The sequence below is a fragment of the Marinobacter sp. NFXS9 genome, from assembly GCF_040148665.1.
GTDB lineage: Bacteria > Pseudomonadota > Gammaproteobacteria > Pseudomonadales > Oleiphilaceae > Marinobacter_A > Marinobacter_A mangrovi.
On sequence record NZ_JAGDDW010000016.1, the window covers coordinates 109,088 to 120,934 of the forward strand.

The 11,847-nt window shown below is 62.0% G+C and carries 12 protein-coding genes; 8 read left to right on the top strand and 4 right to left on the bottom strand.

Going from position 1 to position 11,847, the window contains the following annotated elements; all coding sequences use genetic code 11:
• The first annotated feature begins 129 nt into the window (after positions 1-129).
• Positions 130-1,416 (top strand): serine hydrolase domain-containing protein, encoded by a 1,287-nt coding sequence (locus J3364_RS19725; RefSeq protein ID WP_349559871.1) that lies wholly within the window; start codon positions 130-132, stop codon positions 1,414-1,416.
• Between the two features lie 24 nt (positions 1,417-1,440).
• Here the strand turns inward: J3364_RS19725 and J3364_RS19730 are convergent, their stop codons facing one another.
• Positions 1,441-1,785, bottom strand: a complete 345-nt coding sequence (locus tag J3364_RS19730; RefSeq protein ID WP_123633638.1) for a hypothetical protein — start codon at positions 1,783-1,785, stop codon at positions 1,441-1,443.
• A 243-nt stretch (positions 1,786-2,028) separates the two neighbouring features.
• Here J3364_RS19730 and J3364_RS19735 point away from each other — a divergent pair, with 243 nt between their 5' ends.
• Positions 2,029-2,304 (top strand): hypothetical protein, encoded by a 276-nt coding sequence (locus tag J3364_RS19735; RefSeq protein ID WP_203141977.1) that lies wholly within the window; start codon positions 2,029-2,031, stop codon positions 2,302-2,304.
• A 27-nt stretch (positions 2,305-2,331) separates the two neighbouring features.
• Here J3364_RS19735 and J3364_RS19740 read toward each other — a convergent pair whose 3' ends face one another.
• A complete protein-coding gene (locus tag J3364_RS19740; protein ID WP_349559872.1) occupies positions 2,332-3,342 on the bottom strand; it encodes a hypothetical protein in 1,011 nt (336 codons plus the stop codon).
• A gap of 240 nt (positions 3,343-3,582) precedes the next feature.
• Here J3364_RS19740 and J3364_RS19745 point away from each other — a divergent pair, with 240 nt between their 5' ends.
• From J3364_RS19745 to J3364_RS19755, 3 genes are read left to right on the top strand one after another with little or no spacing between them, the layout of a single operon-like run.
• Entirely contained in the window at positions 3,583-7,080 is a 3,498-nt protein-coding gene (locus J3364_RS19745; protein WP_349559882.1) for a response regulator, read from the top strand.
• Between the two features lie 44 nt (positions 7,081-7,124).
• Positions 7,125-7,616 (top strand): hypothetical protein, encoded by a 492-nt coding sequence (locus tag J3364_RS19750; protein ID WP_349559883.1) that lies wholly within the window; start codon positions 7,125-7,127, stop codon positions 7,614-7,616.
• 42 nt (positions 7,617-7,658) lie between these two features.
• Positions 7,659-8,072: a response regulator gene (locus J3364_RS19755; RefSeq protein ID WP_123633635.1), complete on the top strand. Its 414-nt coding sequence runs from the start codon at positions 7,659-7,661 to the stop codon at positions 8,070-8,072.
• Between the two features lie 169 nt (positions 8,073-8,241).
• Here the strand turns inward: J3364_RS19755 and J3364_RS19760 are convergent, their stop codons facing one another.
• Positions 8,242-8,511: a hypothetical protein gene (locus tag J3364_RS19760; protein WP_123633738.1), complete on the bottom strand. Its 270-nt coding sequence runs from the start codon at positions 8,509-8,511 to the stop codon at positions 8,242-8,244.
• Between the two features lie 858 nt (positions 8,512-9,369).
• Here J3364_RS19760 and J3364_RS19765 point away from each other — a divergent pair.
• Entirely contained in the window at positions 9,370-9,606 is a 237-nt protein-coding gene (locus J3364_RS19765) for a hypothetical protein (RefSeq protein ID WP_349559873.1), read from the top strand.
• A gap of 10 nt (positions 9,607-9,616) precedes the next feature.
• On the opposite strand, the gene J3364_RS19770 is transcribed toward J3364_RS19765, so the two are convergent.
• Complete coding sequence (locus tag J3364_RS19770; protein WP_123633633.1) at positions 9,617-10,150, bottom strand: 3'-5' exonuclease; 534 nt, start codon at positions 10,148-10,150, stop codon at positions 9,617-9,619.
• 176 nt (positions 10,151-10,326) lie between these two features.
• On the opposite strand from J3364_RS19770, the gene queC reads away from it, so the two are divergent.
• Both queC and queE read left to right on the top strand, forming a co-directional pair.
• Positions 10,327-10,992: a 7-cyano-7-deazaguanine synthase QueC gene (gene queC, locus J3364_RS19775; RefSeq protein ID WP_349559874.1), complete on the top strand. Its 666-nt coding sequence runs from the start codon at positions 10,327-10,329 to the stop codon at positions 10,990-10,992.
• A complete protein-coding gene (queE, locus tag J3364_RS19780) occupies positions 10,992-11,648 on the top strand; it encodes a 7-carboxy-7-deazaguanine synthase (protein ID WP_349559875.1) in 657 nt (218 codons plus the stop codon). Before queC ends, queE begins: the two co-directional genes overlap by 1 nt.
• Positions 11,649-11,847 lie beyond the last annotated feature (199 nt).

Sequence of the window (11,847 nt, forward strand, 5' to 3'; positions counted from 1 at the left end):
TGGCATCGCAGCGGGCGTCCGGGGCAATGTATCATCATTCCTGATGGTGATGGACGGCCGTCCAGCACCGGTGCCTGACAACGACAAGAACGCGGATACCGCTGTCGCCCTCCACGAGGATATCTGCCCATGAACAAACTCACCCGTCGTGCTTTCAACACCAGTGCCATTCCCCGGGACCTGGCTGCTGTCACCCACATCGATCACGCGGCCGAAGTGGCGCCGGCGTCACTGGGTCTGAGCGCCGATGCGGTTGGAGGTATCTGGAACTCGGTGGAGCGGTTGTACCGGACCGGCGTTCACCCCGGCATGCAGCTGTGCCTGCGCTACCGGGGCGACGTCGTGCTGCATCGGGCGATCGGCCACGCCCACGGTAACGGCCCCCGGGATCGCCGGAATGCGCCGCGGGTGGCCATGACCACCGACACCCCGGTCTGCTATTTCTCCGCCTCCAAGGCGGTGACGGCGCTGCTGATGCATATCCTCGCCGAACAGGGTCGGATCAACCTGCTCGATCCGGTCAGCCATTACTGTCCGGAATTCGCCCGCAACGGCAAGGGCACCATCACCATTCACCAGGTCCTGTCCCATCGCGGCGGCATTCCGGCCATTCCCCGGGATACGCCGCTGGAGACCCTGTGGGACCGGGACGCCATCTGGAAAATCCTGTGCGATGCGGTGCCGGTGGAAGTGGACGGCTCCAAGCTCGCCTATCACGCCATCACCGGTGGCTTCGTCTTGCAGCGGGTGTTGGAAACGGTGACCGGGGAATCCATCGAGACCTTCCTCGATCGCCACATCCGTCAGCCGCTGGGCATGCAATGGTTTACCTACGGCATTCGCCGGGAAAAGCTGTCGGAGCTGGCGTCGAACTACGCCACCGGTCCGAACCCGGTGTTTCCGGTGTCCTGGGTGCTGCGTCGGGCGCTGGGCGGTGACATGGCGACCATCGAAACCGTGGTCAATGATCCCCAGTTCCAGGCCACCGTGGTGCCGGCGGCGAATCTGTGCGGCACCGCCGAGGAGATGAGCCGCTTCTTCCAGATGATGCTCAACGGTGGCGAATGGAACGGTCAGCGGATCTGCCAGCCGGAGACGATCCGGCGCGCAGTGCAGCAGTTCGGCTCCCCCCAGATCGACCGGACCCTGATGATTCCCATGCGCTTCAGCGCCGGTTTCATGCTGGGGGGCAACCCGGTCGGGTTGTGGGGGCCGGACAGTCGTGAAGCCTTCGGTCACGTGGGGCTGATCAATAAATTCTGCTGGGCCGATCCGTCCCGGGACATCTCGGTCAGCCTGGTCAACACCGGCCTGCCGATCGTCGCCCATCACCTGCCGGCCCTGGCCCGCTTCCTGTGGACGGTGGGTCGCCAGTTCCCGCGCCACCCCGGAGAAGCCCGTCGGGTGGTGGCCTGATCGGATTGCCGACTCTTTTCAGCGTCAGACGTCGTCCAGCTGGGCTTCCAGGATAGCCAGCACGGACGACTGCACTTCCTTGAAATCCGTGACCGTCTGGGTGCGCTGGATGACCTCGTCCTGGCGTTCTTCCAGCTGGTGCAGCTTGGGAATCACCCGCCGGATGCCTTCGGTGATTACCTCATAGGGATAGTGGTGGTCCATGACGCTCAGCTTGTTCAGCTCCGAAACTTCCTGATGGAAGATGCTGATGATGTCGTAGAGCAGGTCCTTGTGCTGGATGGTGCTGGCTTCCCAGTAGGCGTCATCCAGCAGTTCCAGCAGGGACAGGTATTCCCGCAGGGTATCGGCGACGGACGGTGCGGTCATGTCAGGCTCCGTTCAGACATAGGGTTGCATTCCAGAATAGCAGGCGCGAGGATGAGCGTAAGGATCTGTGGACTGTCTTTATGACCGTAAAATGAACCTACGTTCATACTTTGTTGCGGATCTTGATCGGGTTGTGCACAATAATGCTCATCCGCATGCGGGTTCCATGGATGTGAGGAACCGACACCGGGCAGGCGGAGCATTATGATAATGTCGCTGAACGACTCAAGGATGAGAGAGCCCATGTTGAAAGAAACCGACCTGCCTGACCAGAGTGGCCCAAGCCACCCTCATCAGCCCAATCTGAACCGCCACGAGAGCGTCCGCAAGCACCTGCAGGAGCGCCTGAACCGGGAAGTGGCGGACCTGGAAGAACGTATCGAATCCCTGCGCCGCAGCCGCGCGCCCCATACTGCGATCATCATCGCCACCTACGAGAGGATGATCGATCGAAAGAAGGGCTTCATGTCGACCTGGGGGATGGGCAATCAGGTCGGCAGAAGTCACCGCTCAAACTGATCCGGATCGTCGGCACCCCGGACGTGCTTACTGGCGTCCGGACACCGCTTGCGTCGCATAGCTGTTCCCTGTCCCGTCATCGAAGTTACCGCAATAGTCCTGCGTCCTGGTGTACTGCGCTTCCCGTTTCGCCGGGTCGTCGCAGTCCGAGCCACTGAGGTTGCAGGTTGAGGTAAAGACCTCGGCGGTCTGCTCGGCATAATCGAGCACCACGCGGGCGCAGTCGACGCCCGTTTGGTCAGCGAAGTCGAACGTATTGCTGCTGCTGCGGATCCATTCGTCCCGGTCGGAATTCAGGAAATCCTGCTGCAGGCCCAGGCGTTCCTCGCTGTCGTCGGCGGTGAACGACGCGGTGAGCAGTTCCGGTGGGTTGAAACCGACGGCGGTGAAGGCCAGGTCGTCGTACTGGACGCCGACGGCCGCCGTGATCAGGCTTTCGCCGGGCTGTCCCTGATAACGCACCACGCGAATCACCTTGTTGGCTTCGTCGGGGGTGTAGACCCAGGTCAGCACCGGGTAGCTGTAGGTGTCGGTCACCTTGTCGTCCTGGTTTTCCTGGAACTGGATGATCCGGTCGTTGGCTTTGGTGCTGTATTGGGCGGCGTTGCCGGCGTCGATGCAGCTGCTGATGTAGCGCCGGCCGACGTTGAAGTTGTCGATGGTGCCTTCGCCGATGACCAGGTTGATCAGGTCCAGGGGGTTGCGCACGCTGGTGTAGGCGCTGGCGCCACTGGAAGGGCTGCCGCCGTTGAAGTGGGCGGTTTCCGCGAACACGTCCCCGGCGACCGACTGACCGTAGGCATCGCCGTCGCTGGCCGGCTGCACGCCGGCGATCACGTCGCGGAACATGTGATAGTCCAGCCGTTCCGGTTCGTTGACGTCAAAGCTGCTGAAACTGGCCAGCACGTTGGTGGCCGGGTTGTACTGGGAACCGCAGTCCGCCGTGCTGCCGCCATCCCCGTTGCTGTCCCCGCCGCCGCAACCGGCCAGCACCAGCAGGCTGGCCGTCAGGGCCAAAAACGTCTTGTCTGTCGCCATTGCCTGATCCCTCGTCGCGAGCCCCATATATAGGGGTGCGAAGACGCCGATAACGCGCTAAAGTTGGTTTAGAAAGCGGGCTTAATGAAGGGGTTCAAAAGAGACTCCATAACAAAACCACAAAGCCCGGCCCGACGATCCCGCACCATAGCGGAATTCCAGGGCGCCTGCCCGCTCGGAGATCACATTTTGCGGTATCCCAATCAGCATCCGGCGCGTTACTTCGCAACGCTTTTCCGGATGATTATTGTCGCCCTGGCCCTGCTGGCGTCGTTTCCGGCGCTGGCGGCCCAGCCGGCCTGCCATGAAGTGCCTGTCCGGGTGGATCCGGGCCGGGACCAGGTGGATCTGGCGTCCTGCCTCTGGTACCTGGAGGACCCCAGCGCCGAGCTGAGCCTGGAGGACGTGCGCCAGCGTGATCAGGCCGGTGATTTCCGCAAGCACGACGGCGGTATCCTCAACTTCGGTTACACCGAATCCGCCTACTGGGCCCGCTTCGATCTCAACTACACCGGCGACATGCCGGTCGAGCGCATCCTCGAGCTGAGCCTGCCGCTGGTGGATCACGTGGCGGTCCACGTCTACCGCGACGGCACCCTGACCGACGAACGGGAGCTGGGCTACACCGCCGACTGGGCGGACCGCGAGCTGCTGGTGCCCAACCCGGTGTTCAAGCTCACCCTGCATCCGGACGAAAAGGTCCGCATCTACCTGCGGGTCCGGACCGCCAACACCTTCCGCCTGCCGCTGACGCTCTGGTCACCGGACGCCTACGTGGAGAAGGTGGCGGTGGACGAGACCATTCAGGGGATTTTCCTGGGCAGCATCCTCGCCATCCTGGCCTACAACCTGTTTGTGGCGGTGTCGGTCCGCGAGCGCAGTAACGTCTATTACGTGCTGTACCTGGTGTTCGCCACGCTGTTCATCGCGACCGAGCAGGTCCACGGCCTGCAGCTGTTTGATCACCGGCCCTGGTTCCTGGACAAGGACTTCTTGCACTACCAGATCCTGCTCACCTGGTTCTTCGGTATCCAGATGGCGCGGGAGCTGCTGGAACTGCCCCAGCGTGCCCCGGAGCTGGACAAGACCATGCGGGTCTGTCTGGGCGGCGTGGTGCTGACGTTCCTGCTCAGCCTGTTCATGCCCTACCACATTGCGATGGAATGGACGGTCATCGGCTCGATCAGTCTGTCCATTATCATGATCCTGGTCAGCTACTGGGCCTGGCGGCACTTCAATCCGGCGGCCCGCACCTATTTCTTCGCCTGGACCTGCACCCTGGCGGGCGTGGGGCTCTATGCGCTGACCGTGATGGGCTATTTCCCGCTCAACTACATCACCGGCCATTCGCCGCAGATCGGCCTCACCGCGCAGGTCATCCTGTTCTCCTTCGCCCTGGCCGACCGCATCAAGCTGATCCAGGCGGAGGCGCTGGACTGGAGCCGGCGCGCCCTGTCCAACCTGACCCGCTACCAGTCGCTGTTCAACAACGCCGTGGAAGGCATTTTCCAGATGTCCCTGGAACGGCGCTTCCTGGCGGCCAACCCGGCCATGGCCGAACTGCTGGGTTATGACAACGCCGAAACCCTGATGAGCGAGGTGCCGGACGTGCTGTCCGCCTGCTTCGCCGATCCCGGCCAGCGCCAGCAGGTGATCGAGCGGCTGGAGGTGAGCGGTGGCGCCAAGGGCATGGAGACCCGTTGCTTCACCCCGCAGGGCGAGGAGCGCTGGCTCAACGTTTCGCTCAACACCGTCTATGACGCCGACGGCGAGCCGATCCACCTGGAAGGCACCTGCATCGACATCACCGAGCGCATGCAGCGTGAAGTGATCGAGAAAGAGCGCGAAAACGAACGCATGGAAAAGGAACTGGCCCGCAACGCCGCCGAGGCCAAGAGCCAGTTCCTGGCCAACATGAGTCACGAGATCCGCACGCCGCTGGCGGCGATCATCGGCTATGGCGAGAACTTGCTGGATCCGGAGCTGGATGGCGAGGAGAAGCGCAACAGTGCCGAGACCGTCGTGCGCAGTGGCCGCCATCTGCTGGATCTGGTCAACGATATCCTCGACCACTCCAAGATCGACGCCAACAAGCTGAACGTCGAGATCCTGACCGTCGACCTGCCCGAGTTGCTGGACGAAGTGCGTGCGTTCTTTGTGCCAAGGGCCCGGGAAAAAGGCGTCGAATTCGGGATTCACTGCGATTTCCCGCTGCCCGAACAGATCCAGACCGATCCGACCCGATTCCGGCAGATCATCATCAACCTGTGCGGTAATGCGTTGAAATTCACGGAAAAGGGGGCGATCTCGCTGTCCATTCGCTGCCAGCGGGACACCGAGACCCTGATCGCCCGGGTGGTGGACAGCGGCATCGGCATGAAGCCGGAACAGCTCCAGCGCCTGTTCGATCCGTTTGCCCAGGGCAGCGCCGCGATTGCCCGCCAGTACGGCGGCACCGGTCTGGGGCTGAGCATTTCCAAACGACTGGCGGAACTGCTGGGGGGCTCGATCGCTGTTCACAGTGTCTACGGTGAGGGCAGCGAATTTGAAGTCACCATTGCCACCGGGCCGCTGGAAGGTGTGCATCTGCTGCGCGATGCCTCCGAACTGACCCAGCGCCGGCGCCTGCTGCCCATGGTCACGGCGCCGCGCCTGCGCGGGCGAATCCTCTGCGCCGAGGACAACGACGTCAATCGCAAGCTGGTGGAACTCATGGTGCAGCGGACCGGTGCGGACATCATGCATGTCAGCAACGGCGCGGAAGCCCTGGACGCGGCCACTCACGGGTCCTTCGACCTGATCCTGATGGACATCCAGATGCCGGTTATGAACGGCCGCGACGCCACCGCGGCCCTGCGTGAGGCGGGGATCAACACGCCGATCATCGCCCTGACCGCCAACGTCATGGCCGAGGACATCGAGGACTATCGCCGTGCCGGCTGTACCGATCATCTGGCCAAGCCCATCGACAAACGCCGCTTCTACGAAATTCTGGCCCGTTACCTGACCCTGGACGAGTGGCCCACTCCGACGGAAGACCAGCAGTACGAGGGCACGGTGCTGGTGGCCGAAGACAACGACGACAACCGCCGGCTCGTGGAACGCCTGCTGGCCCGATTCGGACTCGACGTGATCGCCGTGACGTCAGGCCGGGAGGCGGTCCAGATCGCCCTGGCGAAAACGGTGCACCTCGTTCTGATGGATCGCCACATGCCGGATATGGACGGGCCTGCCGCCACCCGGATGCTGCGCCAGACCGGTTTCCGGCGCCCGATCATCGCCTTTACCGCCGGGGATCAGCGGGAAATCGAGGAACTGGTGGACGCCGGCTGCGATGGCGTCCTGAACAAGCCGATCGACAACGGGCACCTGGGTGCCACGCTGGCCCGCTACCTGTCGGCCAGCGGTGCGACGGCAGCGGCCAGTCAGGAGAGTGAGGGTATCCGGGCGTTGGTGTCGCAGTTCCTGGACGGGTTGCCGGAGCGGATCCGTATCGTCGAAACCGCTGTGGCGGATGCCGATTGGCCGACCCTGCAGAACCAGGCCCATCAGATCAAGGGTACCGCCGGCGCCATGGGCTATCCGCTGATGACCGAGCAGGCCGGGGTGGTCGAAGGGGCCATCAAGCGGGGGGACACCGGTCAGGTCACTGAACAGTCTGATACACTCATCAACCTGATGCGCCAGGCGGTCGCCAGCCGCCGTTACGCATCCGAGATGCCAACTGAGGATCGTTAGTCGTGGACGAGAAGCAAAACAACGAAACGCCGTCTCTCAACACCATGTTCGGGACCTACGCCGACGTCCTGTTTGTGCTGTTCCCGTTCCTGGTGATCATCATGCAACGGATGTGGGACGGCGATCTGACCGAGGTGCTGCTGCGCCCGGATCTGAGCATTGCCTCGGCGATCCTGGCCGGACTGGCGATCGGCAAGTTCGTGCTGGGACTGGTCATGAATCGCGATCTGGGACGCTACAAGGAACGCATCGTCTTCTTCATTGCGCTGACCCTGTTCCTGGTGATGGGGCCGGCGATCATCCTGATCCTGAGTATTGTCGGTGGCGACAAGGTGCCCGGTTTCGTGGCGTTCCTGCAGCCGGTGCTGCTGATTGTGGCAATTTCGCTGTATACCACGGCCATTTCCATCAGCAACCTGCTGCTGCGTGGTGGCGAGGACGACATTACGGGCTCTGCGGCCCGATCCACTTCAGTCGAACGATCCGCGTCGCCCACTCCCCTGGTTATCCCGCGGCGGACGTCGAATGGCGAGTAACTCTGTGCCGAAACGAATGATGCCTATTGAGAGGAATTGAGAATGGAAAATCTGCGAGTCCTCGTGGTCGAAGACGAGCCGACCATGCGCGAACTGCTCAAGGACATGCTGCACCAGACCGGCGCCACCATGGTGGTGGACTGTGTCGATGCCGCCAGTGCCCGCAAGCAGTTTGCCGAAAGCAGCTTTCATATCGTGATGCTCGACCTGGGCCTGCCGGACATGGACGGTCATGAACTGATGCAGGAATTCAAGGCGGCCAACGAACAGCAGCACATCGTCCTGGTGACTGCGGACGACTCCATCGACAGTATCCAGCGCGCGATCAGCGCCGGCGCCAACGGCTATGTGGTCAAGCCCTATTCACTGGAAAAGATTCAGGATGTGGTGAACAACTACGTCATGGTACACGGCGGGGAAGGCGACGCCCTGCGAGGCATCAGCCGCCATCACTGACGGCTGAGAGGGTGTTGCAAAAGCTACTGCGCTCAACCATACGGCGTTGAAAATCGCCTCAAGGTGCTCATTTACAGCCCGTAAACTGCGCTCTTTCGTCGATTTTCGCCTTGTCTGGCTATCGCTCGCGACGCTTTTGCAACACCCTACTGAGTGCCCGTACCCGCGGTCAGGCGACCTGACGGGCAATCCAGGAATTGTACTTGGTGGCCAGGGCACGGACGTAGCGGGCCTCCTGGCTGTCCATCGTGGCGATCACGCCGTTGAAGATCCAGCCGCGCTCGTAAAGACCCAGAACGCTCTGTTCGCTATCCAGGTTGACGCGCTGGTTGAGCTTCTTGCAGATGGCCTCCAGCAGCGGCAGCTTGGCCGGACGGCGCAGGGCGCCCTGAGGATTCGCTTTGGTTTGCGGGCCGGGGCGGTTGTGGTGCTTTCTCATCATTCTCTCCTTTTTGCTCTATCGCGCGTGCAAAAAAACAAACCCCGATCAGGGCGACCGGGGTTGTTCGAGAGAATCTCGGCCCGGTCGCCCAACGGCTTCCGGGTTTGGGGAAGCCGTTAGAACATGCGCATGACAATGGCGTGGATGCCCGCCTGGTACAGGGCCTGATCCGCGCCTTCGCGGTTGACTGCAAGCTTCGGTTGTCCGTACATCTGAGGCTGACCTCTCCACTGGGTTGCTGAATCGAAACCATAAAAAAAGCCCGGAATGATTGTGCTTCCGGGCCTTTCTGCCACCGGAAGATTCGCACCGCGAATCGCCCGGTTGCGGGGATTCGTCGGTTATTCGGCTTTGCTTCGATTCAATGCAATCACTCGTCGCTGTCTCTGTCTGAACCGGCGCTGTTGGTGCCGGCCAACGGTTGTCCGTTGTCACCTGTTGCCAGTCTATCCGTTCATGGGGACTTTGCAATAGGGCGAAGCGGGCATTTTGTGTCCGCGTCCCGCCAGCCCCGCCCGGGAGGCCGTTTGCGGCAATCTCGTACAGATAACAGGGCCTCCCGGCGCCATACTGCATATTGTCACGTGTTTACGTTGTGCATTTCATCAGCCCTTATCCACCTACGATGGGTTGGTATGATGAATCTCTCCTTTAATGGCGCAGCCTCTTGGCTGCGTCTTTTTTTTATCCCCGTTTTTATCCTTGGTATTTCCCGTGCGCCTCCTCTCGGTTGTTGCGTACTGAGTTCCTCGTACAGCCCTATTCAGGCTCGCGCGCGATAATTAGGACGCTATCTTACCGGGTGTTGGCCCGGCAATTCCTGAACTCACAAAACCGAGGTAAACCGAGAACATCATGTCCGACGACACAGGCCGCATCGTCAAACTGAAATCCCACATCGTCATTGAAGTAGTGCTGGTCGTGGCACTGGCCCTTTATTTTGTTCTGGCCAAGAGCCAGGTCGTCGGAACGGACGTGACGTTTACCGCCTTGGGCGCCGCGCTGATGGCGCTGGTGACCTTCTGGACGCTGAATACGGCCGGGGATGTGATTGAGGTCGTCGCCCAGCGCCTGCAGGCGAAAAAGCACTGAATTCCGGGACTCAGGAGCGCGCCGCGCGGACTTCCGCCTTGCGGTGTGCGCCTTGATCCATCACCCGGCGCCAGGTTTCCTGCAGAATCAGGGCATCGTTGGCCGCCCGGTGTACCGGCAGGCCGAGTGACTCGATCACCTGCTGGCGGACTTCCGCCCACAACTGCACCTGGTGGGTGTCGAGGATGGAGGACACCGACTCCAGTACGAACGTCGGCGTGATGCGGGCAGCGCGGAACAGGCGGTGCAGCCAGAAGCTGTCGAACGTCCAGGCATCGCAGTACACCGCATCGCCCAGCAATTCGTTCAGGGCATGGGCGACGTCACGCACCTCGTGACCTTCCCGGCACAGGGTGTCGCGGCTGATGCCGTGGATGGCCTCGGCGCTGTCCGACCAGTCCTGCCAGAGCACGTGGGGGGCGATCAGCCAGCTGTGGAGGGTTCCATCCGGCAGACTGACGCCCACCTCGATCGGGTAGCTGGCGATCAGGTCCAGGCTGGAGGCCTCGAAATCGATAAATGCCGGTGACTCGGAAACGTTCATACTGCGTCGTTCTGGTTGTGTTCTTTTAAGCCTGCCAATGCGGTTGTGTCCGGCAGGTTGGATCCGGATGATCCATTGAGTTTAACCGGCCCTGCGACCGGACGCGAACCCATCCTGCCGCGTCCCTGTTACAATTCGTCCATTCCCGTTATTGGCTGTTATGAGGTTGCCCACCTATGTCCCAGAAAGTCGTCGTCATCTACTCCGGTGGCATGGATTCCTTCACGCTGCTGCACCGTGCCCGGGCCGCCGGTTATGAGGTGCATGCGCTGTCGTTCAATTATGGTCAGCGACATGTGCGGGAACTGGAATGCGCCAGGGCGGTGTGCGAACAGCTGGGGCTTCCTCACAAGGTAGTCGATATGTCGCCTATGAGCGACCTGCTCAGCGGCTCGTCGTTGACCGACGACATCGACGTGCCGGAAGGCCACTACGAAGAGGACAGCATGAAGTCCACCGTGGTGCCCAACCGCAATATGATCCTGATCGCCCTGGCCACGGGCTACGCGGCGTCGGTCGGCGCCCAGGCGGTCTGGTTCGGCGCGCACGGCGGGGATCACGCGATCTATCCGGATTGTCGCCCGGAGTTTGTGGAAAAAATGGACGCTGTCTGCCAGATCGCCAACTACGAGCCGGTGCGCGTCGAGGCGCCCTACATGGCGCTCGATAAGGGCGAGATATTGGCCGAAGGCCTGGGCATGAACCTGGACTACAGCCAGACCTGGACCTGTTACAACGGCCGTGACGCCGCCTGCGGGCGCTGCGGTTCCTGCGTGGAGCGCCTGGAGGCGTTTGCCGCCCGTGGCCTGCGCGATCCGCTGCCCTACGAGGTTGAGGTCTGATGTACCGGGTCAAGGAAGCCTTTTACACCCTGCAGGGCGAAGGCGCCCAGGCCGGGCGCGCGGCGGTGTTCTGTCGCTTTAGCAAGTGCAACCTGTGGACCGGCCGCGAGAAGGACCGGGCCAACGCGGTCTGCAATTTCTGCGATACGGATTTTGTCGGCACGGACGGGCAGAATGGCGGCCAGTTCGCCGATGCCGACGCGCTGGCCGATCACATCGCCGCGCTCTGGCCCCACGCCAGCGGCCGTCCCTATGTGGTTTGCACCGGGGGGGAGCCGCTGCTGCAGCTGGATGAACCGCTGATCGAGGCGTTTCATGCCCGCGGTTTTGAAGTGGGCGTGGAAACCAACGGCACCTTGCCCGCGCCGGCCGGCATCGACTGGCTGTGCATGAGTCCGAAGGCCGACGCCAAGATTGTTCTGGAGCGTTGTAATGAGCTGAAACTGGTGTACCCGCAGCCCCTGGCGATGCCCGAGCGTTTCGAGCACATCCAGGCGGATCATTTCTTCCTGTCCCCGATGGCGTCGCCGACGCTGCCCGAAAACGGGCCGGATCCGGTCAAGCAGAGCAACACGCGCCGGGCCACGGACTACTGCCTGGCGCACCCCCAGTGGCGGCTGACGTTGCAGATGCACAAGATTGTGGGGATTGATTGAGCCGGATGTGAGTGGCCCGAACGTCGTTGCATCTCTTCAGGCAACCCTGCGGGCTGCTCCGAAGCTGAAGCGTCGTATATGGTCCCCTCCCTGTTGGTCACTCCCCCAGGTCAGTGAAGAACGGTTGCATTCGCATATCCGGCCTCTTCGTGGAAGCGTTCTGGCTTCCGGGCCCTCATGGGTTCCGCTCATCCTCAAC